Below are 24,891 nucleotides of genomic sequence, written 5' to 3'. Positions count from 1 at the left end.
TTCAATAACGCAGAAATTGAGAGTCCCAAAAGAACCTTCTCTTGGAACTCAACTTCTACTACTGTTACACACCATATAAACAACTTGGTGATCCTGAGATATTTTTTTAAGAATCTCTAATGCTTTTCTCGTATGATCATCATCCAAATTCACAAAAGGATCATCCAAAATAAGAAATGGAGTCTCCGTTGTGAACAGCGCATCGACCAAGGATAATCGCATACATAGCATTATACCGTCTATCATACCCGTACTGAAACTACCAACTTCCCTAGCTGCCCCTTTCTCATCGATATAAAGGTTTAGATCTTTATCAACCATCACATGGCCGAGTTGCCCATCCAACAACGAATGCGCATACATTTCAAAACCACGTTCAACATTACCTACATAACTATTAGCAAGATTATCTTTTGCCTTGTTTAGAAGTTCAATTGTTCGGTCAATCAGCTCGCATTTTTTCTCTGCACTTTGCAGTTTTATTTTCAGATATTCCATTTGGTCATCCAATACAGGGATTGTTTCCACTACTTGCCGCAGAAAGTCCTGTTCTTGCCGGAGATCACGCAGACTCCTATCAATAGCATCAATCTTTTCCTGTGTTTCCTTTTCAGAATTCTGGAGAACGTCAAGGTCAGGAAGCTCTTCGGCATCTGGCCTTTGTTGTTCAATCCCAGGATTTTTGACGAGAAAATCATTCAGTTTTTCTGTCTCCTCTCGAAGAGAGGCTTCTATGATCTGATGACGTCTGGTGTCATTATCTGCACTATCGATTAGGTTTGCTGGAGTGTCTCCTGAAAGCTGATATTTTTGCAAGAACTGGTGGATCGATTCCTCGGCCATTTGTTTTTGTTTGGAGGCATCAACATGGTCATGTATAAAGTGCTCCTTCCGTTCAGAAGAGACCGTGTACTCTTCCAAACGTCTGCGTAGTTCTTGCAAGCATTGGGTAAAGGAGCGCTGCGAATCGAAAGCATCATATTTTGTGAGTATTTTTTGGATTTGATCTGTCAACTCTGCTTCCCGTACTTGATACTCTGCATTATCACTCATTATTGTTTGAGATTTATGGCTCAATTCAGCGAAAGACTCCACTTCTGAGGCCAATGTGTGTACCCCCTGGCGCAGATCCTTGGGCAATTCAACTGGGTAGTAACGGCGAAGGAAATGGATAATTTGTGTGCGGCAGTTCTCAATTTTTTCCGATAGATTGGCACGTTCCCGGGTTATACTGGTCATCTGGAGTTCTAGTATCTCATAATTGTGACGGGACTCCCGAAGTTCCTGCACAAAGGTATCACGGTAAGGTTCTCCGTGATAGTATTGATCAAATACTTCACGGAGATATTGAGTGTTTTTTGCAATATCTTCTCCGATTTGTTGCTGCTCTGTATCTAATGAATTTTTTTTATCATTAAGGTCCACAAATTTCTTTGTGGAAAGAAGTAGCTGAATCAGCTTATTCTCTGGATCTGCCACGTCTGAGTAAAAACGAAGCAGAAAATCATTTAAAATACGATTTAAATCATATAATTCTTGATTTTCAGTATCGGTAATGGCACTTGCTGTGACTACAGATGTACTTTTTGCCCTGTTGCTAACTATTTGATGAGTATGGGTCCAGAATGCTGCCAGTAATCCAACAAAACCCGCAACCAGAAGTAGAATGCCTGGAGTAGCAAGGTTTGCCACAAAGCAGATTATGCCAAAAACTAGCAGCATAACACCGATACCACCGCAAAGAAGAGGAACTTTAGCTGTGGTCATATGAGAGGTTACATCATCTTCTATGCGGGTTGTTTTTGTGTTTTTTTTGCTGGTAAGTTCTATAATTCTGCGATAATCGTTTTGTCTATCCTGAATTTCCTGTTCTGAAGGTATGCCTGATGCAAATGTACGCTGAAGATACTGGTAGTCTTGTTGATCTTTATCTGAGAGTGTACAAGATTTCTTCCGAAGTAGCAGTACATCTCGATTGTGTTGGTTCTGCTCACAGGCAGTCAGTGTGTTGTCATCAGGAATTTCAGATCCGAAAAGTTCCTTTAATTTTTCTAGGTGCATCTGGCTTTCAGCAGACATTGTTAAAGAAGATAGCTGTATCTGTGCTGCATTCATTTCGTCCGCTGCATTTAGATAGATCCGAAGTTCCTCTTTTGAGGGAACACTTTCTTCAAATTTTTTAGACAGTTCTTCCAAACGTTGCAACTCCTCAGGGAGCATCTGTGAAGTCAGTTTGGCTGATACTTCAGTAAGTTCATTATATAGTTGATTACAGGTATCTATGTCCTGTGACGCTTTGTCTATGTCAGGGAATAGTATTTTGCCTTTTTCGACAGCGATGCGATCCGCCTCAGATAAAGTTAACTTCTCAAGACGTTGTGATGCTTGCTGTGAGATGGAGAGATTATCTCGCTGTATCTTAATCTCTTCCAATGTGGGATATCCAGCCGGATAATTGTCATCCAGTTCTGACAGGGACTGTTTCTGCAAGTCCACTGTAATACTCAAATCTGCCAGTTGGTCTTGGAGTAACTGCAACGATTTCTGAGCAGATGCTACGCGAATTTTCTCACGCAGATCAGATACCGCCGCAGTATTGGTCTCTTTTTCAAAAGACAAGCGCTCGATTTCTCCAGAAATATCTTGCAGACGAGGCTTCTCTTTCTCAGCCTCATACTTTTGGTGTTCCAGTGTGTTGTACTTCGTCTCTAAATTGTTGATTACACCACTGGATCCCCGATAAGCTCTAAACTTGGTTCGAAATTGTCGCAGTGATGCTGTAGCTGTATCAAAGTTGTTCAGATCATTTGTGTTGTCCACAAGGTTGCTAAGTTTTGTACGAATTGAGGTTGTAGCTTTCAGTTCGTGGGCAGAAAGCTGCGGCATATATGTACTCCGGGAAAAGGATTCTGCGTCCAACTGGAATAACTCTTCACCGAGTCTCTCAGAAAATGGGGTGATACTCTGCCGATTTGAGATATCCATTATCTGAAAAGTATCTTTAGAAGCAGTTTTACCGAAATAACGGGTTACACGATACCAGGTCTCTTGGTATTCGAACTCAAGAAATCCACCATATTTGCCGCCCTGCCAGGGATCATATCTTTTGCGCTCATTCTCGACAACGCTTCGAGAACCTCCACGGGGCATTCCGTAGAACATTGCCTTAATAAAGGCGGCAAAGGTACTTTTTCCAAAACCATTTTCTCTATATATTACAGTAAGGCCAGATGAGAAATCGAAGTCAAAGTTAGAAAGAACACCAAAGTTTTCAATGTGGCATCTCAAAAGCTTCATAATCCGATTTCCTCCCCTGTCAAGGCTTGGATTCCTGTACGAATAATGGCAGCCTTATCCTCATCACTGGCATCACTGTCAAGAACCAAACGAATAAATTCACCTTTCAGAGAGATGTCGTTTTTATAATCTTCTGGGTTGATTGCCATGCGGCTCTCGTTTTTGACCTTCGTAAAGAAAAAACTGTTATTTATGAGATTTTGCAGGTATGATACTGCAATGTTAGTAGTAGGATCACTGTAACCAGTTAGGATGAATTCAACCATATCATCAGGCTGGATACCTTGCACTGCGGATTTCATCATCTGTCCAATCTCTGAATTCTTTGTAAGACCAGTGATGTCAACATCAACTTGATGCAACTGGCGGCAGCAAAAAGGAACAAATTCGTGTTGGAGTCTACCTGATTCTATCGTGAGAAGAACAAAGCCTTTTTTATCGCATTCATCAAAGCCTCTTCCCTCCAGACATCCAGAATAGCAGTATATACCTTTGTTATCTAGAGATTGTACGGAATAAGAGTGCAGATGCCCTAGTGCAAGATAATCAATACCTTGATTTTTTAGTAGGTTGAGATTGATCTGGTCTATACCACAGGTTGTACCAACCTGACCATGAAGAGATACAATGTTGATGCAGCCCTCCCTATGAGGTATATTCTGGTATAGAGATGTCGCATTTTCATCGCAGATTTCAATTCCGGAGACTATTACATCCTCATAAATATAGCTATTCCACTGGCGATTGAATTGCTTGAGGTTCTGCGGAAGATCATGGTTGGAGAAGGCGTGAGAGGATTCATCATGGTTTCCAGCAAGGTAGAGATAGTCCACTGAAGGAGTACTGCGTATTGCATCAAGAATCTCATCCACCGTACGGGTTCTGATTCTCTCTCCATCGAACAGATCACCTGCAATAATGACAACACGAACAGCATTCTTCTTAGCATATTCTGTCATGCGAATAAAGGAGTGGATAATCTCAGTGTTTCGCACGGAAGCCTGTTCTGTTGTCATGTGCGTTTCCATAGGCGAATCCAAATGAATATCTGCACAATGAATAAGTTTCATGAAATATTCATCACCTATCATTATAATGCAGTACATTTAATTAAAAGATATGGTTTATCGAGTGGAAGAGGCTTTACTAGTAGCAGAGTTGTGGATAAATTGTCAACTACTACTTATTCTATATCACTACAAAATGAGTCGACGCAGAATAATTGCAACATCCATTTCTGAGAGATCGCGCAGTAGTTTCCCTATTTAACTGATTATATAATTCTGTTTCACATTCGGCACGTACTTCCACCTGACCTAAGGAATGTACTGGCTTGATACGTTCAAACTTCCGGATGATGTGAACGAGATGATTTCATATTCTTTGTTGTCTGGGCGTGGGGGAGAATATAGATAGGCATGTACTGAGTATTTTTGCTGAACGATGTAAATGTATTTACTTTATTGTAATGAATGTGCGAACTCCCAATTCGCTGGTTTCCCGTGGAGGCAGGAACGGTCATTCCCCTTTTTCGTTCAGCCATCTGTGAGGTTGCTGTCGTGTGCCGCAGGACAGAGTGAACGTACCGTTCACGTACACACCGCCACCGCTCCCTCTTTCAGTACTGGTGGTGAGGATACAACGGTTTGCAAGCGTGAATCTGCCGCTGTTGGTCACATCCACCTGAGACTGCATGTTGCTGGTTACTGAGGTTTAGTTTCTGTCCTGCGTAAGATCAGTAAAAGTGGTGTAGGTACCGTTCCGGTCATTGTCTGGTTTCCACCATTAATAGGGAAAAATACCTGGAATTGGTAGAGGTATTCGCCGCATCACGGAAAATCTATTGGCGTTCATTATTCGTCGTCAGTGTGACGTTTCCGCAGTCCTGGTTAATGGAGCCTTTTGATATGGATCTTCTCGTCTCCGACAGACGGTTTTTCCCCGCTCTCTTTTGATCCGTCCTCCCGGAATTTCTTGATCGGCTTAATGGAGACCGCATTGACATAGACCGCATCACCGTTGGTAATTTTGCGTGCAACCGTTCCGACAACCTCAACAGCAGCACCGACACCGACCAGCGGCTCAGGGAGAGCAAACCGGCGCACCACAATCTGACCTGTGGAATCCAAGAGCAGATAGGAGGGTTTCCCCATCAGAAGTCCAGTAACCTTCAGAATCTTCCCTTCAACAATGACCGGTGTCCCGACCATTGCAGGAGATATCTGGCGTGCACGGGAAAACTTCGCACGTACCCGCATTGCAGGCAGCTGTTCTGCCAGCTGCTTCTCGGTCATATAGTTCATCGCCAGCGGTACACAGATCAGGATAACGCACAGCGGTGCGCCAAGATACAGATAGGACAGATCCTTGGTAGATCCGTACATCATCGCACAGACAGCTGCAAAAAACACCGTAACCGCAAACAGCAGCGGCGGGACACGAACAGTAATGCCACGTATTCTCATGAACTACAGATGGGTAGAGAGATCATATAAACAGTCCGGAGAACCCGAGAAGTGATATGGTTTGAACACCGAATAGTTGAATGATTACTCGTGTCCCGTCAGCCGGTAAAGATACCCCCGATGCTTACCGACACCATCGCCTGCGGTATTGCATCCATTGACCAAGTACTATTCGCCCAGACCGGGCCATGTCCATACTGCGGAGGAATCGCCGCACCCTATGACACAAAAGAAAAGATCTATGCAACTCTCCACACCCCGGAGGGAGAAAAAAAGATCACCGTGTTTGTGCGGAGATACCACTGCCGCGACTGCGGAAAACTATTGTATGCGGATGAACCCTTTTATCCGGACACCAGAATCGGATCAGCGGTTGTGGACCTTGCAATCGCCCTCTCGCTCGTAAACTCCTTCTCCCATACCTCAGAAATCATCAATGCCATGGGTATTGACATTGACCGGGGATCAGTGAGAAAATATGCGCTCTCCGATCTTCCTGTCCCGAAAATCAACTTTTTTTACGGATTTCCCCTGCCATTTTCACTTTTCTCCCTCATCGGACGACCCCTGGGGCTCAAGTCGGGTGCCGCAGCAGGGGCAGAAGTTCTCGCGGCCTCGGGTTTCCCATCCGCATACCGGGCACCTCCGGACGGGGCGGGAACGTCCTGTTCCCGCCAGAAACAGCGGAAAGAGCAGAAACAAAAAGAAAAACGGGAACCCCAGAAACCAGCAGACCAGCGTAAACAGGAGTGAACCTGCAAGTAAAGCAACTGTCCACGAAAATTTCATTTCACACGGGTTTCTGCGAGTTCCTTTACGGCGAATGCCGGCAGGGCATCGGCCGGGATACCAACCGCCGCAGTGAGATCTGTTCCGCCGACAAGCGGGGCAAACACCGGCGAACCAATGCCGCCGACAAGGATGTTGCCGGGAGCAGCGTCCGCAGCAGCTTTTGCGACAGCAGTACATACGAGTGTTCGCTGGGCATCCCAGAATGCCTGTGCAACGGCCACTGCCCCGTCCTCGCCTATTTCTTCGAGGTCAGCACAGACTGTCCGCGCCAAGCGCCGGAGGCATGCCTCGCGGCTGACCTCTTTCCCGTCCGGCGTTGCGGCGGTGTACTCGGCGTCCGTGATATGGCCGAGAACATAATGGGCATCACCGCTGCAGGCAAAGTACTCGGTGGAGAACGGTGTTGCAACACCATCAATAACCGCAGAGTTCGCAAGCGTTGCAACCGGTGTCCGAAGCATACCGGTGTACACAAGGTATCCGCGCTGGAGACGGAGCGTGTCGGTCAGCCCACGCAATGTCTCAAACTTTGCGAAGGGAACAATGTCTGCGGTGGTACTGCCGATGTCAAGCATCATTCCGTCCGGATAGGTCCGGCGCAAACAGTCAACGGATGCAAGCCAGTTTGCTGCGGCAAGTTCGGGGCAGGCAGACGTGTGGAACTCTCCGTCGGTTCCGTAGAAGAGGGCACCCGGGAAGGTTTGCTGAACGGCGCGGACAATGTAGGCAATTCCTTCGGTTTTGTTGAAGAAACCGTCGGCAAGTTCGCCGCTCATAACGACCGCAGCGTCTGCACCCTGATATTCCGCGAGTATCTCTGCAAGATTTGATTCGCGCCAGAGCGGGCAGTAGTGGATATGGACGCCGTCTTCATCCACAACTTTGAGATTTGCCCCGCCGACGTCGATACCGATCATGAAATGGTAACCCCGCCAACTTCATCGAACGTTGCGGATTTACCGTTATAGTGGACACCTTCCGGCGGAAGTCCGACGGTTGCCTTGAGAAGAACATCTGCGATCTCCTCTTCGATAACGCCCACGACACCGACAAGGCTCATCGTCGGACGGGGATTGACATCAACCACCCATATCTCTTCACCAACAACCATGTCGATACCGACGTATCCCTGACATCCGAGCCGTTCGATAGTTTTCTTGGCAATCTCAATGATCTCCTCCTCGCGCTCAGGGTGCACCGGCGTTTCTCCTCCGTGATAGGTGAAAACACCGTTCTCATCGACCGTGGAATACTGACGGTTAATGGTCAGGAACACCGGCGGAAGTCCGCTGTAGAATCCGCAGGCCTCACCGACTACCCGGCTGCCGACAATGCTGACGCTATAGTGTTCCCCGTCGAGATACTCAACTGCCATCTCACCGGCTCCCGGCATTTCGCCGTCCTTTGCGATGCGGACACCGACGGAACCTGCACCTTTGATCGGTTTGATGACACGCTTTCCGGTATAGTCTGCCGGGACTTCCTGCGGGACGCTGATGCCGATGCCGGAGAGAATTTTTGCGGTCAGACGCTTGTTTGCACTGACCGCGATACTGGTACTGTCGGAGCCGATGTTATGGGTTGCAAGCTCCAGTGTATGGGTGAACGTAGAGAGCAGTTCGTCCGGGGCAATGACGAGTCCATAGTCGCACTGCGGTGCAAGACGCGCAATTTCCGCGTCGAAATCACCGGAACCAGGCAGAAGCACGGTATGGCCTGAACGTTCAAAACTTTCCTGCAGCACGGACACCATTGCTTTTCCTTCCGGGGCAAGGGACGGGTCGCGGCTTGCCGTATATTCAGCGATGAGGACCTTCATGTGTGTATTATTATTTGAGAAAGGCATTACATCAGGCTGCCGATAGAGATACAAAAGGGATTTGATACTCTCGGGCGGGTTCGAACCGCCGTCTCCGGCTCCAAAGGCCGGAATGATTGACCACTACACTACGAGAGTTTAGAGAGGCTACTATAATACTCTGTTTTGTTGGTTTATATCGGTTGCCAAATTTGCGGTCGTGTTTTTATGTTGGAAGTGCTATGTAATAAGGTAGTTTGCGAGAGTAGCCAAGCCAGGCCAACGGCGCCAGACTTAAGATCTGGTCTATAAGTAGTTCATGGGTTCGAATCCCACCTCTCGCATCAGGTCTTTTCTATGAAACCAATCCGTTTACGTGATTTTGTAATGACCGGCGACGGTTGTCTGTATGCTGTGTCCGGATATGAGAATGACGAGCGTGCAGAGTGCGTACTCCGCTATGTGCCAACATCAGACGGTGACCGCACCGCACCGTGGGGTACGCGCTACAAAAAGTATGACTTTGCCGATGCATTTGCCTGGGTGAGAGAACACAGACCCGAGTATCTGGATCTGGTGCACCGCGTACCGCTGTCAGATATTGTGCGTGTGCTAAAACCGGAGGAACAGGCAGCATCCATCGCTGCCCGGAACCCGCGGGTGGCGCGGTTGTTCTCCCACTTTGACCTGCCGCCGATGACCTGGGGCTGTACGGGTTCGCTTCTTGCCGGTCTGGAAAACGAGGGCTCTGACATCGACATGGTGGTGTACGGGAATGCATGGTTTACCGCGCGGCAACAGCTCATGGAGGCGGTTGCCAGAGGCAAAATCCCTGCGATGAGCGAGGAGATGTGGCAGAAGGTGTACCGTAAACGCGTGCCTGACATCTCGTTCGATGACTTTGTCCTGCACGAATCACGAAAGTTCAACCGCGGCGAGTTTGAAGGAACCTATTTTGACCTGCTCTACTCGCGTGGATACGACAACCTGCATGCAGTCCCGCCAATTACCCTGGGGGAAAAAACCGGGAAGATGACCATTGAAGCAACCGTCACAGACGCCTCGCTTGCCTTCGACAGTCCGGGTATCTACTGCGTGGATCATGAGGAGATCGATCTGGTGCTGTCGTTTACCCATACCTACTGCGGTCAGTGCTTCACGGGTGAGGTGCTGGAAGCCTGCGGTGTTGTGGAAGAACACGGCGATCAGACCTGGCTGATTGTGGGAACAACCCGCGAGGCACACGGTGAGTACATCGTGTCCCGGACACTGCTGGATCAGTAGCCATTTTTGCCTCATTCTCTTTTTTGATAAGCTCCGGCACGAAAGTATCGAAGGAGTATGAGATCTTTTCTTGAAGCAGTAGAGCACCGTCGATCGGTGTACACCATCGCGCCAGAAAGTCCGGTACCGGATACAGAAATTACCGCAATGATCGAACGACTGGTTCTTGCGGTGCCTTCAGCCTACAACTGTCAGAGTGCACGGGTTGTGCTGCTGTTCGGTGCGTCCCATACAAAACTCTGGAGCATTGTGATGGAGACACTGCGTGCCCATGTCCCGCCGGAGAAGTTCGGGCCGACGGAGGCAAAGATCACCGGATTTGCAAACGGTTATGCAACGGTACTGTACTTTGACGATACCGCGGTTACGGAATCGTTTGAGGAACAGTTCCCCCGCTACCGCGAAAATTTCCGTCCCTGGGCGGAACAGGCAAACGGTATGCTCCAGTTTGCGGTCTGGACGGCTCTTGAGGACGCAGGCTTTGGCGCAAATCTGCAGCACTACAATCCGATCATCGACGACGAAGTGAAACAGACCTTCTCTATTCCGGAAAGCTGGAGACTGATTGCCCAGATGCCGTTTGGTAAGCCTGTCGCAGCAGCCCTTCCGGTGGAAAAAATCCCGGCAAAGGATCGCATGCGGGTTGTGCAGGGGTGAACCTCTCTCTCTTTTTCAAAAAATCTGATGACCGAGACGGTTATATTATTCCATCGCCAATAATTGCGTATGTCATTTCTCGCCCAGACAACGGATATGTCGTTTTTGCGGCAATTTGATCCGGAAATAACCGATCTTATCAACAAAGAGTACAAGCGTCAGGTCGAAGGACTCGAACTGATCGCCTCCGAAAACGTTGTTGCCCGCGAGGTCATGGAAGCCATGGGAACCATTCTCACCAATAAATATGCAGAAGGCTATCCCGGCAAACGCTATTACGGCGGCTGCGAATTCCACGATCAGATCGAAAACATTGCCCGCGACCGTCTTTGCCGGCTCTTCGGTGCCGAGCACGCAAACGTGCAGCCACACTCCGGCAGTCAGGCAAATGAAGCGGTGTATCTCTCCTTCCTCAAACCCGGCGATAAAATCCTCAGCCAGAGCCTCAACAACGGTGGCCATCTCTCCCACGGCGACCCGGCCAACATCTCCGGTAAGTATTATGACGTTACTTCCTATGGTGTAAATCTTGACACCGAACTTTTAGACTATGCAGAGATCGACTCCCTTGCCCGCAAAGCCAAACCTGACCTTATCGTCTGCGGCGCATCCTCCTATCCCAGAGAGATTGATTTCAAGGCTTTTGCTGAGATTGCCGAGGATGTCGGTGCACGTTCCATGGCAGATATCGCCCACATCTCCGGTCTCTGCTGTACCGGTCTGCACAACTCTCCGGTCGGCGTCACCACCTATGTCACCTCCACCACACACAAAACCCTTCGTGGTCCGCGCGGCGGTGTTATCATGTGCGGCAAGGAGTATGCAAACGCGATTGACAAGGCAGTATTCCCCGGAATGCAGGGTGGTCCCTTAATGCATGTGATCGCCGCAAAAGCCGTCTGTTTCCGCGAGGCACTCAGCAGCGAGTACAAAGACTACGCAAAGCAGGTCGTCAAAAACTGTAAGGTGCTTGCCCAGACCCTGATGGATAACGGGTTCCGCCTCGTTACGGGCGGAACCGACAACCATCTTTGTCTCCTCGATCTTTCGGAACAGGGAATCTCCGGTCAGCAGGCCGAGGTGGCTCTCGGCAAAGCAGGAATTACAGTGAACAAAAACACCATCCCGCGTCAGCATCTCTCTCCCTTTGAGACGTCGGGATTGCGCCTTGGAACACCCACCATCACCACGCGCGGCATGAAAGAGGAGGAGTGCAAACAGGTGGGCGAGTGGATCTCCCGCGTGCTCCACCATATCGATGATGCCGCCCTTCTTGCCGAGACCCGCGAAGAGGTTACAACTTTCTGTCTGCGCTATCCGCTTTACCCGGAGATTCGGGAGTAAAGGTACGCGGGCGATGTGAAATGGAAGTCAGGATCAAAAATGTCTGTGTAGGGGGAGGTTCCTCCCCAAAAATCATGGGTGTCCTGAACATCAGTCCGGAATCCTTTTTTTCGGACTCGTTTATTCCCTGTGATCAGGTTGTTACCCGTGTTGAGGAGATGATCCGCGAAGGAGCGGATGTCATTGATCTCGGTGCCCGCAGTACGGCGCTGAACGCGCCGCCGCTGACGGTTGCGGACGAGCGGGAACGGGTACTTACTGCAATGAAGGAGCTGGACGGATACGGTGCGGTTCTTTCGCTTGATACCATGTACCCTGAAGTGCTGGATGCTGCCCTGCATTATGATCTTGCTGCTATCAATGATATCAACGGCCTCGGAAATCCTGAGTATGCACAACTCGCCGCAGATTCCGGTCTGCCGGTGATTGCGATGGCGGCGCACAAACTCCCCGGCGATCCGCTGGATATGACCGGGACCCATGCTGCAATGCAGGAGATACTTGACCGCGCAGGAAAGTACGGCATTTGCGATCTTATTCTCGATCCGGGTGTCGGTAAATGGGTCTCCGGCCGGTCGCTTGCGGCAGACTGGGATCTCTGCCGGCAGTTTTCCGAACTGAAGCAGTATGACTGCCCGTTACTTGCAGCTGTCTCCCGAAAAACGTTCATAGGCGATTGTATTGGAAAACCGGCACATGAGCGCCTGTACGGGACGCTCGGGGTGTTGTTCTATCTGCTGGAGAACGGGGCGGACATTGTCCGCGTGCACGATGTTGGCGCATCCCGGGATGTTGCCAGGGTCTTTGAACAGCTCTGCCGGTAACAGGGAGCCGAAAACTCCTATTTTTTCAACCGCCTATATACTCCACATACATGGTGCGGACTTTTATTGCGGTGGAACCGTCGGATGAGATCAAAGCAGCTCTTGCTGCCGCAGGATACAGTCTGCAAGGAACACCTGCACGGATAACTGCTGTGCAGGCACCGCTGATGCATATCACGCTCCGGTTCCTTGGCGAAATTTCCGAGTCACAGATTTCCAAGATCACAGCGGCATTACAGGGCATTCGTGCACCCCCTTATCAGATAACCGTGTCCGGAGTCGGAGTGTTCGGCAGACCGCCGCGTGTCATTAAGGCAGATATTGCAGACGGCGGTGCGACCGCGGATCTTGCACGACAGATTGATGCACTTCTGCTGTCTCTGGGTATTTCCAAGGATTCAAAACCATTCTCCCCGCACCTGACCATTGCCCGCGTCAGAGAGTTCTCGCCTGTGCTTCTCCCGAAGATTACCGCGCTGAAAAGTCAGCCGCCTTTTGGAACCTGTACGATTGGTGAGGTGGTACTCAAAAAGAGTACATTAACCCCGTCAGGACCTATATATGAAACAATTGCAGGAGTGAAGCTGTGATCAGAAATCCAATCGAAGAGGAGGTCTTGGCCCGCGTGCTCCCTACCGATGCCGAGCGCGCCGCGGCGACTATGATGGGAGAAAAGCTCATCGCAGCAGTTTATGATGCGGCAGGCGTTCCTGCGATGATGACCGGTTCGGTTGCCCGCGGTACCTGGGTGAAAGGTGACAAGGATATTGATATCTTCATGCTGTTCCCTCCTGAGCTGCCCCGTGAGGAACTGCAGGAAAAGGGACTTGCAGCAGCGTATGCGGTAGTCGAGAAGTTCTCCGGAACCGCAGAGGAAAAGTATGCCGAGCATCCGTATCTGAACGCGGTGATTGAGGGGTTTGATGTGGATCTTGTTCCCTGTTATCATGTTGCCTCAACTGCCGAGATGAAGTGCGCTGTTGATCGGACACCGTTTCACACCCGTTATCTTCTTCCCAAGATTGCGCCTCTCCGTGAGGATGTGCTTCTCCTGAAGCAGTTCGCCAAAGGCGGAGGTGTGTACGGTTCGGATCATATGACCGGCGGTTTTTCCGGTTATCTCTGTGAACTGCTGATTCTTGCGTACGGCGGATTTTCGGAGTTCATGCAGGCGGCATCCGAATTCCGTTACGGTGAGGTCATCGATATTGAGGGATATTATCCCGATAAAAAGACTGTCCGGAAAAAATTTTCCGAACCGCTGGTGGTGATTGATCCAACCGATAAGGACCGTAATGTTGCCGCCGCCCTTACTCCGACGCGGTTTGCGGAATTTATGGAGCTTGCGCGGGATTATTGTGCAGACCCTTCCGGCGTATATTTCCTTGCTGATCCTCCGACCCAGATGAGCCGGGCGGAGTTTGCCGGTGTTTTGCAGAAACGGGGAACGGCGATGCTTGCCATCCGGCTGAAAACTCCTCCCTATGTTGCGGATACGGTTGTTCCGCAGCTGCGCAAGAGTATGGAGTCGGTTCGATCCATGCTGGCCGCTGAAGATTTCCAGATTCATCGCGCCGAGGTTTCGATGGGGGCAGAGAACTCTCTGATTCTCTTTGAGCTTCTCGTTGACCGGCTGCCGGAGATCGTTGTCCGCGCCGGTCCGCCGGTCTGGAATCATGAGAATGCCGATCGGTTTGTGGATAAGTATCTGCTGCAGGAGGAGTTTGCCGGTCCTTGGATTGAGGAGGATCGTTACTACACCGAGGTTCGGCGCAAGTACACGACCGCCGGATCACTGCTTGCAGATTCGGCAAAGATTCTTTCCGGTGCTTTGGGAAAACATGTCCGGCAGGTGATGGAGGAGTCGGGGTATGAGGTTCTGTCCGGGACGGATGTGTGGTCGGCGGAGTTTTCCTTTTTCCTTTCTGCATTTTTTGCCCGATCATCACATGCGATCCGGAAACTGCGTGAGATCCGGCAACAAAATGACGTGAAATAAAAAAAAAAGTTATGCGATCTTTGAGCCTGCTGCCGGTCCCGGCATGCAGGTGTAGATCTCTTTTACCACCAGTTTCAGCAGTTCTTTTTTGGGGAGTCCCGGCTTTCTTGCCTCCATCATCTCCATCATCTTCGCGTGTTCCGGGGTATTGGATTCAAGTGTTGCGGTTCCTTTGAGCTGGATACAGTTGCCAAGTTCACGACTCCAGACAAGGAGTGCTGCCTGAGGGTTTTCCCGTATGTTTGCTGCGGTTTTGTTCATGAAGTTGTTTGAGATCCAGATGGTGTCGTTATCCATGACCCACAGGCCGCCCATCGGTGCGGCATTTGGTACGCCGGTTTTTGATGCGGTAATCAGGTGACAGACGCCAACTTTTGCGATCTGCTCTTTTATTTCTTCGGTAATCAGTGCCATATGTGTATCTATGCCCTCCCTGTACGTATAGTTTGTGGAAATGTATGTTTTGCTCCAAAAGTCTAAACGTGTTCAAAATGCCTGAGGGGATTTTGATTGGATACTTAGGGATTTTTTGGTACGTAGTTTTACTTGGGGTAACCACCAGTGAAGCTGTGTCCGGGAGTATTTCGCTTTGGTTTTGTTTGAAAGAACCACAAAACACACCGAAAACATCCCCGCGTGTGTACTCTCTCCCTGTGGTTCCCTCAGACCAAACCACCGTGAAAACTACCGCAAACGAAGACCGGAGTTAACCCTCCCGGACACCCTTTTTTCAAAACAAACTCATTCCCGCAAAAAATAGAATACTCAACCCCGCACCACCCTGACCTGCTCCTCACTCCTTCCGCAGATGGCCCTCCGCAAACCGGATCATCGAATACAACCCGTCCGAAATCGGATGCACCTCGAGCATCGGCGAAAACTCATGCACCGTAACCCCCCGCCTCACCAGATACCCGAGATACGTCCCTACAACACCGGTACCCGGTCCCGAACTCGCAAACCCCACAACCTTCCCGCTCTCCGGCGCAACCGTCAGCTCCATCGTCCCCACCGACCCGTCCGAAACATGCCACACCGATCCCGGCCCCGCAATATTCGGCGACGAAAACGTCACACCTTCCTCCCCCGCACACGGGCACACCGTATAATCCAGACCAAGCACCACCGTAAACGGAACACGCGACAGATCCACCGTCCGCGGACTCCCCAGAATCGCATCAGCCGCCGCAAATCCCTGCAACCGCGACACCGGCGTAAAATACGGAGCACCCGTCACATCACCGCACGCATACACCCCCGGAACCGACGTCTCCATCCGCTCATTCACCACAATCGACCCGTCCTCCCGCTTCAGAACACCGGACACATGCGGACTCGACGGCCGCATCCCTGTCGCAAACAACACCGCATCACACGCAAACCGCTCACCCCCCGCCACAACCCCGCAAACCGCATCCTCCCCCAGCACCGCCTCAAGCGCATGATGCTCATAAACCGCAACCGACGACAAATCCCGCCGCACCGCCTTCTGCATCCGCTCCGGCAGAACCGACAACAACTCATGACGGGCAAACAACAGCACCTCCACACCAAACGCCGAAAAAATATACGCAAACTCCGCCGCTGAAATACCCCCGCCGACGATCGCCATCCGCTTCGGCAGCGCAGGCATCGACCGGATCGTCCGCGCAGTATACGTCCCCCGCAACCCCGCACCCGGAACATCCGGAACAAACATCTCCGCACCACACGCAACAACCACCGCCTCAGCCTCGCGTACCACACCATCCACAACCACCCGGCCGTCACGCACCTCAGCCGTCACCCCGTACTCAACTTTCACCCCCGCCTCAACCGTCTCCCGCTCAAGAATCTGCGACAACCGCGCCTGCACCTCCTCAAGCCTGCGCATCACCTCCGGATACCGCACACCGACCGATCCCTCAATCACACCGCAGCCGCGCAAAAATTCCGTATTCCGAATCGAACGCGCAACATCATTCAAACCGCACACCAGCATACATCCGTCATGCACACACTGCCCGCCAAGCGCACGCCGTTCCAAAAGAGTAACATCCTTACCGGCAGAAGCAAGACGCACAGCCGCCATCCTGCCCGCCGGACCTCCGCCGATAACAATAATCATTTAAAACACTTCACACCCTTCATCCGACGGAAGCGACAGCTCCTCACCGGTATACGCATTCACCTCAATAATATCCTTTTTTCCGCGAACCTGCCACACAGGAACATACACCTTCTCAACAATCACCTCAATATTATCCGGCGACGGACGGAACTCCTTCTCCTCCGCAAAAATCGCATCACCCGAAGTCGTCTTAATCCGCACACGCTTCGTCAGCTTCTGCATCAGATTCGCACAAACCCGCTCCTCCGTCTCCGCCTTCGTATTCACCGGACTCATCACATCCGCATCGGCAGGAATCGACCCCGCAACCGGAGACACATCCCCGAAATCAGCCTCAAGGCCATTAATTGCATTCACCCATCCCGAACCCTCATCATCAAAACTTACCATCTTCCCCTTATAACTCGCCTCACCGCGGCTCGTATACCGGTAATACCAGTATGGAATCATACGAAGCACCGTCGGGCCCTCCTGATGCGCAATCCTCACCGCATCCCGATCCGTAATCCGGATAGGCAGAAGCCGATCGCCAACAGCAGCCGAAAGAGGCGAAGAAGAAACACCCGCAGCCGCAGGAGCATAGGAACCAGCAGCCGGCTCATACAGATCAAACGGTTCCGAATAAATCCGTGCCATCGCAGAAGCCGCAATATAACTTTCAAGCTGTTCACGCGACCAGATATCCGCCTCTTTCGGACGGAAATACGCATTTCCCGTAAAAATCAGCTTATCACACCGGACCTTCGTATCCTCAAGCATTATAGTATACGGCGTCATATCGAACCGCTGGAGAAGATTCAGATCATCCGAACAGAGAACAATAAGGCACTTCCTTCCCCGCACCGCCGAAAGATTAAACGGTCCCTGCTCCTCCTCAGTATCATATCCGGCTGTCTCAAGAACGCGTCGTATCTCAATAACAGCATTTGCATGTACAAGTTCACCCATACTTATGTAACTACTATGCATTTCGTGGTCAAAAATACTTTGCAAACCGAATACCGCCGGCGATTCGTTTATTAGTGTTTTCGGGTTCGCTCTTTGTCTAACATCACAGCACACCCACCAACCCTGCCGCCATGAATTTGCGACCTGTTTTTGCAGAAATATATCCTTTTGCCCAGTACAGGATTGATCGCTAAGCAAGTATTTATGCACCCATACTCATAAATTAGTTACAATAACTCAGATTAGGTGTTTTCTTTGAAACTTTGGAAATCAGCACTGATTATAACCGCATGTCTCATGCTTGTGCTCATCGCAGCACCGGTCTCTGCGGCACAGGTTTCCTACTCCACCGCGGGAATCGAATTCTTCGCATCCTCCGACGGCGGAAACGAACTTGTCCCCGGAACCGAGTCAGACTTTACGATCAAACTCACGAACAACGCACAGTATCAGGTTGTCGCAGCTGAATCCGGTCTTCAGCGTCAGTACGACGTAGCAACCCCGTACCAGCTCCGGGTCTCCCTCGAAGACGCAGAAGGCATCACCGTCAAAACCGATATGCAGACCGTTTCCCAGATTGGCCCCGGCCAGTCCGCAACCCTGACCTACCGCGTCTCCGTTGACCAGTATGCAACCCCCGGACCCCGGACCCTCAAAGTACATGTCGTCTACAACGAACTCTTCTCCGTTGACAACTACGGCGACGCTCTCGGATACTACTGGCTCAACGACCGGGTAAAGGACGTACCCCTCGACGTCACCGTCCGCTCCCAGGTCTCCCCCGAAGTACTCGAAGTCTCCAGTGAAGACATCAGTGTTGGAACCTCCGGATTCCTGACCCTTGCAATCAAAAACGCAGGTGGAATGGACGCAAAGAACGCCTACGCATCACTCATCACCTCAACCTCGGGCGGATCATCCACCGCAATCGTACCGGTTGAAAGCAGCGTCTTTATCGGTGACTTCCCTGCAGGGTCCACCCAGACCGTCACCTTCAAAGTATCCGTTGCAAGCAACGCAGAAATAAAGGAATACCCCGTCGGCCTGCAGATCGTCTATCAGGACAACTACGGTGTTGACCAGAAATCTTCCCCGGTTATTGTCGGAGTACCCGTTAACGGCAAAGTTGAGTTCAAAGTAACCGATGTCGAAGCAGCACTTGCCCCGGGAGATAAGGGCTTAATCAAAGTCACCTACAAAAACACCGGAAACACCAAAGTTTACAGTGCAATTGCCCGTCTGAGTGCAGTTGATCCGTTCTCCTCCAACGACGACTCCGCCTACCTCGGAGACATGGCTCCGGGAGATTCTGTTGTCGGTGTCTATGAAGTAACCGTTGACGGCTCCGCAACCGAAAAAGAATACGGTCTTGACACCGAAATCCGGTACCGCGATGCAAACGACAACAGTATCCTCTCCAAATCCATGAAGGCAGTAGTTGACGTCAAAGACCAGTCAGGACCGCTGTCCTTCTTCACCAGCCCGATCTTCATCATCATCATAGTTGCAATTATCTTAATCGGCGGCTACTACGTATTCATGAAGCGCAAGGGCAAGGTATAATCCTCCCCCCTTTTCTTATTTTGTAATGAATGTAATGTGCCGCAACAAATCCTTGGAATGCGGTAAAGATCTTTTTTCATGATTTTTCAGGAGACAAAAGACGCAAAATTTTGTCACCACAGCAAACACAAAAAAAGAAAAAAACGGTGACGGCAGCAACCGTGCCTACAGCAGACTCACCGCTGAAATCCGTTTATGGGAACTTTTGTTCACCAGCACAAGAACCTGCTCCTCAAGAACATTCTGCGGCACAAACCCATGCTCCTCCAGACTCATCAGCGCCGCATCAAGTTCCTGATACGAAAAACCCAGCTCCTCCTCATCGCTCTGCCCTTCCCAGAACCCGGCACTCGGCGCTTTTTCAATAATTGACCGCGGGACACCAAGCTCCTCAGCAACCGCATACACATCCTTCTTCCACAGATGCAAAAGCGGCTGAATATCCGCCGCAGAATCGCCCCACTTCGTACTGTAGCCGATCATATACTCAGTCTTATTAGAAGTCCCGCATACCAGATAATGCCGGGCCGCTGCAATATTATAGAGCGTCGCCATCCGCAGACGTGCCGTATAGTTCCCGCGAAGCACCGGATCATCCGTCAGACACGGAACAGCAAACGCCGCAGCAACAACACCGTCCAGCGGAACCGTAAGCAGCTCAATACCCAGCGTACCGCAAAGCTCCTCAGCATCTGCATGATCCAAAGGACTGCTCGACGAAGACGGCATATGCACACCGAGCACATGATCAGCGCCCAGAGCCTTTACAGCAACTGCTGCGGCAACCGCCGAATCAATACCGCCGGAGATTCCGACAACAACACCTCTCGCACCCGACGCCCACAGGGTCTGGCGGATCAGATCTTTTATGCGGGTAACAGCGCACCCGATATCCTTACAGAGCATGATTCGTTCTCTCCAGATACAGTTGGGGCAGGGCATCCCGGACCTGCATCAACGCATAGGCCGCCGAAGGATGATCCGCCGAGAAATGTTCAAGGAACGCACAAACATCCGCAGCAAACGGATCAGACGAAACAGAAAGGGAATCATCCCCGTCCCACCCGTGATGGCGGGCATACAGCACCACTTCATTCCGGGGAACAACAGCCAGCGGATCAAGCATTTTTCCTTCAAAAGGAACAAGCACCTCCGCCGTCTTTCCCGAAATTATCAGCCGCAGAAACCTGCAGGCAGAGGAATCAAGCGTCTCCGCCGACACAACCGCAGTCGCATCCGCAGGATGTGACACAAACGACACATCACGGCGTTCCGCAAGAATCTCAGCAAGAAGCACCGAAAGTGCAAACGATTCTGGGCCTGAAGACTCCCGCACATACAACCGTTCGCCGGATACAATTCCGCCGCATTTCCGGATCCTCCGCTTCGCCTTCGCCTCAAGATCGCGTGCCGCATGCACAGCGCAGAGCGCCACACCCGAATAGGGCTGAACGACAACCGCATCCTTCCCGCACCGCGAACACTGCATAAAGTACTCATTTGATCTTCAGCGGATATCTATATTCGTTCTCCGGCACCACGGACATGATACTTTTATTCCTGCAAAGTCAACCAATATCTCATGCCTCTGTCAGCCGATGACATCAAAAACCTCCATAAATATGAAGTCCGCATCCTTCGCGCACTGGAGAGGATGATGCACCGCTACGCCTGGGTCCCCGAAGACGACCTCAAAGCCGCGGTCCGCCTCTCGGCAGCAGAGACCAAATACCGTGTCGGCAACCTTATCCACCGCGACATGGTCAGATCCGACGCTGTCCCCTACAAAGGATACGCACTCGTCTTCAAAGGATACGACGCCCTCGCACTCTCTGCCCTTGCACAGAAAAAAACCATTTCGGCACTCGGAACCATGATCGGCGTCGGCAAAGAATCAGAAATCTACGAAGCACTCGGATTCGGGGTGGTCGTATTAAAACTTCACAAAATCGGCCAGAGATCCTTCCAGACCGTCCGCACCAACCGTGAATACATGCCGGAAAAAACTCACTGCCCCTGGATATTTGCCTCCGCAAAATCCGCCGAACGGGAATATGAAGCACTCAAAAAACTCAACGGAAACGTAAACGTCCCCGTCCCCATCGACATAAACCGGCACGTAATCGTCATGTCCTTCATCCCGGGCGTAAACCTTCACCGGTGCAGACTCGAAAACCCCGACAGCATCTGGCAGGAGATCCTCAGTCAGATACAGGCCGCATACAACGCAGGATTCATCCACGGCGACCTCTCCGAATACAACATCATGTATGACGACGCAACCGTCTGGATCATCGACTGGCCGCAGTGGATTCCCCCCAGCCATCAGAACGCAGAAACAGTTTTGCGCCACGACATCGAGACCGTCGCCGCATTTTTTGCAAAAAAATACCAGCGGGAGTATGACATCGATAACGCAATCCGGTATGTCACCGGCAGGACGGTGGAATGAGCGGACGCGTCTTCGGCATCGACATCATTCGCGGATCGGTCCGGTCCGGAACCATCCGGCCGCACTACGCACTCGTCCGCGTGGAGGACGGGACAGTCATCTCCGAAGAAAAAAACGTCACACGATTCCGGCTCATGCGCTATATCCGTGCCGAGCAGCCGGAGGTTCTCGCAGTTGACAGCATTCAGGAGATTGCACAGGGAACCGCAGACCTGTATGCATTCCTCGCCGAACTTCCCGCAGGCACAAAACTGGTACAGGTAACCGGTGACGGCGTGAAGATGGAGACGCTGCCCCGCGTCGCCGCCCGCTACAATCTCTCCTTTGACAAACAGAATCCAATGGAAGAGGCGAAAGTTTCCGCACTCCTTGCCTCGTTTGGTGCGGGATACGAGGTTCTCGCATACACGGGCATTACTGATATCACCGTCTCCCGCAATCGGTCTCCCGGACGCGGCGGCTGGAGCCAGAACCGGTACGTACGGAAGATGCACGGGGCAGTCCGCACCCATGCCCGCGAAATTGAGATGAAACTGGTCTCCGCAAACCTTGAGTACTCCATGACCGTCCGCCGCGCCTTTGGCGGGGAAAGCCGGGTGGTCTTCACCGTCTATGCACCGCGAGAACAGATTCCGGTGTCTCCCTCCAGAGGCGGCGATGCACAGATACGCATCACCGGACGCAGACGCGACAAGATTGCATTCCAGCCGCTGACGAAAAAGCCCCGGTATCTTATCGTCGGAATCGATCCCGGAACCACCATCGGCATTGCGGCCCTTGATCTTGACGGAAATCTTGTCTATCTTGCAAGCACCCGGCTCTTTTCCGCGGCTGACCTGACCCGTGAAATCGCAGAACTGGGAAAACCGCTCATCATCGCATCCGACAAAGCCGAGATGCCGTTCGGCGTGGAAAAGATCCGGCGCGCTTTTTCGGCGGTTGCCTGGAACCCGAAAAAAGACATCCTGATCAAAGAAAAGTACGTGCTTGCCGCAGGCCATGACTTCAAAAACGATCACGAACGCGACTCGCTCTCTGCGGCAGTCTATGCATACCGGACCTACAAGAACAAGTTTGAAAGTATCCTCAAACGGGCACCCGCAGGAGTCGACACCGACGAGCTGCGGGCGCAGATCGTCCGAGGATTTTCCCTGGAACAGGCGCTGTCCCGCATCAGCGGGACTGCACCTGTAGCAGTACCGGATGCGGCAGAGCCGAACGTTTCCTCTGAAATCATTTTCGATGAACGCGACATGCGGATTACGCGGCAGGAAGAAACCATCCGGCGGCTCCGGACCCTTGTCGAAACACTCTCTAAAGAATCCGCGGGAAAAGACAAAACCATCTCCATCCTGCACAAAAGACTCAATGCGGAACGGGAAGAACAGCACACAGAACTGCTCGCCAGAACCGAAATTACCGAACGTGACCGCGAAATTGCCGCCACAAAAAAACAGCTCCGAAAAGAGGAACGCAGAAATAAAAACCTGCGGACACGCCTGGACAGGATGAAACGCTACATCGCGCTTCAGGCAGGTGAAGGATGTTCCGCGCTCAAAGTTCTGCCGCAGCTTTCGCGTGATGCAGTACGGGGTCTTGACGACGAAATGGGATTTGGCGAAGAAGATCTGCTGTATGTCCTGCAGATTGACGGATGGGGACGAAGTGTTGTGCGGGAACTTGCAGAAGCACGGGTAAAAGCCGTAATCCTTCCCCGGCACGTGTATGCCCGTGCCCGGGAACAACACCTGATCGAGGAGTTCCGGGAAGCAGGACTGCCGGTTCTCTCCGGTGCAGATCTCTCGCCACGCGTCAAAGGAAAGATCGGCGTGGCGGACTCTGCCGCCGTTGAAGCGGCTCTTTCCGCCTGGAATGCATCGCAGACGGTGTACTCCAAAGAAAAGAAAACTGCTGCCATCAACTCAATGGTCCGGGAGTATCAGGTGGAGCGGGTGCGGGAGGTACGGGAACAGGGAATCGATCCAGCCACCCTCATCCCCGAACGATACCTGAGAACTTCCCCCGAACCAAAAGAAAAAGAGGGCGGTAATACCGTCGTCAGAAAACCTGCAGACAGAAAAACGAAAAATCCGGCAGCGTCGCAAAAACCCGTACCAGAACCCCAGAAACCCGAAGAAAAAAAAGAACTGCCGAAAGAAATCAAAGAACCAAAACAGGATGCAGCCGATCTGCTCTCCTCCGTCCTCACAGAATACAGAGAAAAGAGAAAAAAAGAAATTACCGGTGATGAGTAATGGATGACAGACAACTGCTTGAAACAATCCGCGACCTGATCGGCCGCAGGGAAACAAGTGACGACTGTGCAGTATTCCCGATTGACGACGGGAAAAGAATGCTCGTATCAACAACCGATATGCTGCATGAAACAACAGACTTCCCAAAAGGAATGACCGAGTGGCAGATGGGATGGATGAGTACTGCAGCAAGCCTCTCGGATGTTGCAAGCTGCGGTGCACAGCCGACCCAGATACTTATCGCCGTGGGTCTTGACTGTGCAGAGCGGCTGAAACCGATCATGGAAGGAGCAGTCGCTTGTGCAAAGGCCTGTAATGCGCAGATTGCCGGCGGCGATATTGACAGCCATACAGAGCTGACGATTGTGACAACTGCATTCGGCATCGTGGAAAAAGAGTTCTACTGTACCCGTTCCGGAGCAAAACCGGGCGACCTCGTCTGTATCACCGGACGACCCGGTGCAGCGCAGGCAGGACTTGACGGGCACAGCGGTTACTGGGAAAATCTTGTGATGCCAAAACCGCAGGTCTTCACCGGTCAGCGGATTGCACGCGCCGGGGCATCGGCCATGATGGACGTTTCCGACGGCCTTGCAATCTCGCTCTACGATATGGGCGAGGCATCGGACGTCGGGTTTGTACTGCGGGAAAATAACCTGCCGCTGCTGCCAATCGCCGATGCGAAGAAGTATTTCCTCTATGGCGGGGGCGATTATGGTCTGCTGTTTACCATCCCGCGCGAAAAGTTCGTGAAAATGGACGTTCCGGTCTCCGTAATCGGTGAAGTTGTGGAAGAGCCGGGTGTGTTCATCGGAGAAGAACCGGTGGAAAAACACGGTTATGCCCATGTGTGGAGCTAACAAAATACTTTTCTGAAAAACGGGTGTTGCGCATACAGTTCTGATATCCACGGGTGAGTGGGCCGGAGCAGAAAATAAGGAACGTCCGGGGTTAGTTCCGGTCTTCGTTTGCGGTGCTGTGGTGGGTGCGGTCAAGCCATCTGTCTGCCCATGCGTAGAGGGGCGGTGCGAGGGCGGCGAATGCGGGTGGCCTGGGCGGCTGCGTCGAGGATGAGGAGGGTGGTATTGGTGTCCACGGTGCTG

22 protein-coding genes and 2 tRNA genes are annotated in these 24,891 nt (G+C 51.5%); 12 read left to right on the top strand and 12 right to left on the bottom strand.

All coding sequences use genetic code 11. From position 1 onward, the window contains the following. Positions 1-48: 48 nt before the first annotated feature. The 4 genes from O0S10_RS03935 to O0S10_RS03920 form a co-directional block, all read right to left on the bottom strand. Positions 49-3,297, bottom strand: coding sequence for an AAA family ATPase (locus O0S10_RS03935; RefSeq protein ID WP_268924596.1), 3,249 nt, complete (start codon positions 3,295-3,297; stop codon positions 49-51). Next, positions 3,294-4,367 (bottom strand): metallophosphoesterase family protein, encoded by a 1,074-nt coding sequence (locus tag O0S10_RS03930; protein ID WP_268924595.1) that lies wholly within the window; start codon positions 4,365-4,367, stop codon positions 3,294-3,296. Before O0S10_RS03930 ends, O0S10_RS03935 begins: the two co-directional genes overlap by 4 nt. A gap of 448 nt (positions 4,368-4,815) precedes the next feature. Further along, a complete protein-coding gene (locus O0S10_RS03925; RefSeq protein WP_268924594.1) occupies positions 4,816-4,992 on the bottom strand; it encodes a hypothetical protein in 177 nt (58 codons plus the stop codon). 194 nt (positions 4,993-5,186) lie between these two features. Then, a complete protein-coding gene (locus O0S10_RS03920; protein ID WP_268924593.1) occupies positions 5,187-5,762 on the bottom strand; it encodes a hypothetical protein in 576 nt (191 codons plus the stop codon). A 120-nt stretch (positions 5,763-5,882) separates the two neighbouring features. On the opposite strand from O0S10_RS03920, the gene O0S10_RS03915 reads away from it, so the two are divergent. After that, on the top strand, positions 5,883-6,515 hold the full coding sequence (locus tag O0S10_RS03915) for a hypothetical protein (RefSeq protein WP_268924592.1): 633 nt from the start codon (positions 5,883-5,885) through the stop codon (positions 6,513-6,515). 32 nt (positions 6,516-6,547) lie between these two features. Here the strand turns inward: O0S10_RS03915 and O0S10_RS03910 are convergent, their stop codons facing one another. The 3 genes from O0S10_RS03910 to O0S10_RS03900 form a co-directional block, all read right to left on the bottom strand. Then, positions 6,548-7,471 (bottom strand): hydantoinase/oxoprolinase family protein, encoded by a 924-nt coding sequence (locus O0S10_RS03910; RefSeq protein WP_268924591.1) that lies wholly within the window; start codon positions 7,469-7,471, stop codon positions 6,548-6,550. Then, entirely contained in the window at positions 7,468-8,373 is a 906-nt protein-coding gene (locus O0S10_RS03905; protein ID WP_268924590.1) for an ATP-grasp domain-containing protein, read from the bottom strand. The genes O0S10_RS03910 and O0S10_RS03905 overlap by 4 nt, the downstream gene beginning before the upstream one ends. A 65-nt stretch (positions 8,374-8,438) precedes the next feature. Then, positions 8,439-8,511, bottom strand: a tRNA-Gln gene (locus O0S10_RS03900). 100 nt (positions 8,512-8,611) lie between these two features. Here O0S10_RS03900 and O0S10_RS03895 point away from each other — a divergent pair. From O0S10_RS03895 to cca, 7 genes are all read left to right on the top strand, one after another. Further along, positions 8,612-8,696 (top strand) — tRNA-Leu (locus O0S10_RS03895). Between the two features lie 13 nt (positions 8,697-8,709). Beyond that, a complete protein-coding gene (locus O0S10_RS03890) occupies positions 8,710-9,636 on the top strand; it encodes a DNA polymerase subunit beta (protein WP_268924589.1) in 927 nt (308 codons plus the stop codon). 57 nt (positions 9,637-9,693) lie between these two features. Beyond that, entirely contained in the window at positions 9,694-10,293 is a 600-nt protein-coding gene (locus O0S10_RS03885; RefSeq protein WP_268924588.1) for a nitroreductase family protein, read from the top strand. A 96-nt stretch (positions 10,294-10,389) separates the two neighbouring features. Further along, positions 10,390-11,637 carry a serine hydroxymethyltransferase gene (locus O0S10_RS03880; RefSeq protein ID WP_268924619.1) on the top strand — a complete coding sequence of 416 codons (1,248 nt, stop codon included), beginning with the start codon at positions 10,390-10,392 and terminating at the stop codon, positions 11,635-11,637. A gap of 20 nt (positions 11,638-11,657) precedes the next feature. Further along, positions 11,658-12,461: a dihydropteroate synthase gene (gene folP / locus O0S10_RS03875; protein WP_268924587.1), complete on the top strand. Its 804-nt coding sequence runs from the start codon at positions 11,658-11,660 to the stop codon at positions 12,459-12,461. 50 nt (positions 12,462-12,511) lie between these two features. Next, positions 12,512-13,051, top strand: a complete 540-nt coding sequence (gene thpR, locus O0S10_RS03870; RefSeq protein ID WP_268924586.1) for an RNA 2',3'-cyclic phosphodiesterase — start codon at positions 12,512-12,514, stop codon at positions 13,049-13,051. After that, positions 13,048-14,460, top strand: coding sequence for a CCA tRNA nucleotidyltransferase (gene cca, locus O0S10_RS03865; protein ID WP_268924585.1), 1,413 nt, complete (start codon positions 13,048-13,050; stop codon positions 14,458-14,460). Before thpR ends, cca begins: the two co-directional genes overlap by 4 nt. A gap of 9 nt (positions 14,461-14,469) precedes the next feature. On the opposite strand, the gene O0S10_RS03860 is transcribed toward cca, so the two are convergent. From O0S10_RS03860 to O0S10_RS03850, 3 genes are all read right to left on the bottom strand, one after another. Further along, positions 14,470-14,874 carry a pyridoxamine 5'-phosphate oxidase family protein gene (locus tag O0S10_RS03860; RefSeq protein ID WP_268924584.1) on the bottom strand — a complete coding sequence of 135 codons (405 nt, stop codon included), beginning with the start codon at positions 14,872-14,874 and terminating at the stop codon, positions 14,470-14,472. Positions 14,875-15,253: 379 nt separating this feature from the next. Continuing rightward, entirely contained in the window at positions 15,254-16,567 is a 1,314-nt protein-coding gene (locus O0S10_RS03855) for an FAD-dependent oxidoreductase (RefSeq protein ID WP_268924583.1), read from the bottom strand. Beyond that, a complete protein-coding gene (locus tag O0S10_RS03850; protein ID WP_268924582.1) occupies positions 16,568-17,518 on the bottom strand; it encodes a hypothetical protein in 951 nt (316 codons plus the stop codon). Positions 17,519-17,773: 255 nt separating this feature from the next. Here O0S10_RS03850 and O0S10_RS03845 point away from each other — a divergent pair, with 255 nt between their 5' ends. Beyond that, a complete protein-coding gene (locus tag O0S10_RS03845) occupies positions 17,774-19,081 on the top strand; it encodes a COG1361 S-layer family protein (protein WP_268924581.1) in 1,308 nt (435 codons plus the stop codon). A gap of 165 nt (positions 19,082-19,246) precedes the next feature. Here O0S10_RS03845 and O0S10_RS03840 read toward each other — a convergent pair whose 3' ends face one another. Together O0S10_RS03840 and O0S10_RS03835 are read right to left on the bottom strand one after the other, a co-directional pair. Continuing rightward, the gene (locus O0S10_RS03840) at positions 19,247-19,987 is read right to left on the bottom strand and encodes an NAD+ synthase (protein WP_268924580.1); all 741 of its coding nucleotides are present in this window, start codon (positions 19,985-19,987) and stop codon (positions 19,247-19,249) included. After that, positions 19,977-20,570, bottom strand: coding sequence for a hypothetical protein (locus O0S10_RS03835; protein WP_268924579.1), 594 nt, complete (start codon positions 20,568-20,570; stop codon positions 19,977-19,979). Before O0S10_RS03835 ends, O0S10_RS03840 begins: the two co-directional genes overlap by 11 nt. A 93-nt stretch (positions 20,571-20,663) precedes the next feature. Here O0S10_RS03835 and O0S10_RS03830 point away from each other — a divergent pair, with 93 nt between their 5' ends. Genes O0S10_RS03830 through thiL form a run of 3 tightly spaced genes read left to right on the top strand, consistent with a single transcriptional unit; the run spans position 20,664 to position 24,648 of the window. Next, a complete protein-coding gene (locus O0S10_RS03830; RefSeq protein ID WP_268924578.1) occupies positions 20,664-21,533 on the top strand; it encodes an RIO1 family regulatory kinase/ATPase domain-containing protein in 870 nt (289 codons plus the stop codon). Next, complete coding sequence (locus tag O0S10_RS03825) at positions 21,530-23,788, top strand: DUF460 domain-containing protein (protein ID WP_268924576.1); 2,259 nt, start codon at positions 21,530-21,532, stop codon at positions 23,786-23,788. The genes O0S10_RS03830 and O0S10_RS03825 overlap by 4 nt, the downstream gene beginning before the upstream one ends. Further along, the gene (gene thiL, locus O0S10_RS03820) at positions 23,788-24,648 is read left to right on the top strand and encodes a thiamine-phosphate kinase (protein ID WP_268924575.1); all 861 of its coding nucleotides are present in this window, start codon (positions 23,788-23,790) and stop codon (positions 24,646-24,648) included. Before O0S10_RS03825 ends, thiL begins: the two co-directional genes overlap by 1 nt. Positions 24,649-24,891: the final 243 nt, after the last annotated feature.

This window comes from Methanocorpusculum petauri (genome assembly GCF_026891975.1).
Taxonomy (GTDB): domain Archaea; phylum Halobacteriota; class Methanomicrobia; order Methanomicrobiales; family Methanocorpusculaceae; genus Methanocorpusculum; species Methanocorpusculum petauri.
This window is presented reverse-complemented; position numbering and strand designations above follow the sequence as displayed.

What these genes read in the sequence shown, in the direction of transcription:
- folP (WP_268924587.1), top strand. Translation starts at nt 11,658, where the DNA reads ATGGAAGTCAGGATCAAAAATGTCTGTGTAGGGGGAGGTTCCTCCCCA.
- O0S10_RS03925 (WP_268924594.1), bottom strand. Translation starts at nt 4,992, where the DNA reads ATGCAGTCTCAGGTGGATGTGACCAACAGCGGCAGATTCACGCTTGCA.
- O0S10_RS03880 (WP_268924619.1), top strand. Translation starts at nt 10,390, where the DNA reads ATGTCGTTTTTGCGGCAATTTGATCCGGAAATAACCGATCTTATCAAC.
- thiL (WP_268924575.1), top strand. Translation starts at nt 23,788, where the DNA reads ATGGATGACAGACAACTGCTTGAAACAATCCGCGACCTGATCGGCCGC.
- O0S10_RS03905 (WP_268924590.1), bottom strand. Translation starts at nt 8,373, where the DNA reads ATGAAGGTCCTCATCGCTGAATATACGGCAAGCCGCGACCCGTCCCTT.
- O0S10_RS03855 (WP_268924583.1), bottom strand. Translation starts at nt 16,567, where the DNA reads ATGATTATTGTTATCGGCGGAGGTCCGGCGGGCAGGATGGCGGCTGTG.
- O0S10_RS03825 (WP_268924576.1), top strand. Translation starts at nt 21,530, where the DNA reads ATGAGCGGACGCGTCTTCGGCATCGACATCATTCGCGGATCGGTCCGG.
- O0S10_RS03860 (WP_268924584.1), bottom strand. Translation starts at nt 14,874, where the DNA reads ATGGCACTGATTACCGAAGAAATAAAAGAGCAGATCGCAAAAGTTGGC.
- O0S10_RS03830 (WP_268924578.1), top strand. Translation starts at nt 20,664, where the DNA reads ATGCCTCTGTCAGCCGATGACATCAAAAACCTCCATAAATATGAAGTC.
- O0S10_RS03835 (WP_268924579.1), bottom strand. Translation starts at nt 20,570, where the DNA reads ATGCAGTGTTCGCGGTGCGGGAAGGATGCGGTTGTCGTTCAGCCCTAT.
- O0S10_RS03910 (WP_268924591.1), bottom strand. Translation starts at nt 7,471, where the DNA reads ATGATCGGTATCGACGTCGGCGGGGCAAATCTCAAAGTTGTGGATGAA.
- O0S10_RS03850 (WP_268924582.1), bottom strand. Translation starts at nt 17,518, where the DNA reads ATGGGTGAACTTGTACATGCAAATGCTGTTATTGAGATACGACGCGTT.
- O0S10_RS03890 (WP_268924589.1), top strand. Translation starts at nt 8,710, where the DNA reads ATGAAACCAATCCGTTTACGTGATTTTGTAATGACCGGCGACGGTTGT.
- O0S10_RS03915 (WP_268924592.1), top strand. Translation starts at nt 5,883, where the DNA reads ATGCTTACCGACACCATCGCCTGCGGTATTGCATCCATTGACCAAGTA.
- O0S10_RS03930 (WP_268924595.1), bottom strand. Translation starts at nt 4,367, where the DNA reads ATGAAACTTATTCATTGTGCAGATATTCATTTGGATTCGCCTATGGAA.
- O0S10_RS03935 (WP_268924596.1), bottom strand. Translation starts at nt 3,297, where the DNA reads ATGAAGCTTTTGAGATGCCACATTGAAAACTTTGGTGTTCTTTCTAAC.
- thpR (WP_268924586.1), top strand. Translation starts at nt 12,512, where the DNA reads ATGGTGCGGACTTTTATTGCGGTGGAACCGTCGGATGAGATCAAAGCA.
- O0S10_RS03840 (WP_268924580.1), bottom strand. Translation starts at nt 19,987, where the DNA reads ATGCTCTGTAAGGATATCGGGTGCGCTGTTACCCGCATAAAAGATCTG.
- O0S10_RS03920 (WP_268924593.1), bottom strand. Translation starts at nt 5,762, where the DNA reads ATGAGAATACGTGGCATTACTGTTCGTGTCCCGCCGCTGCTGTTTGCG.
- O0S10_RS03885 (WP_268924588.1), top strand. Translation starts at nt 9,694, where the DNA reads ATGAGATCTTTTCTTGAAGCAGTAGAGCACCGTCGATCGGTGTACACC.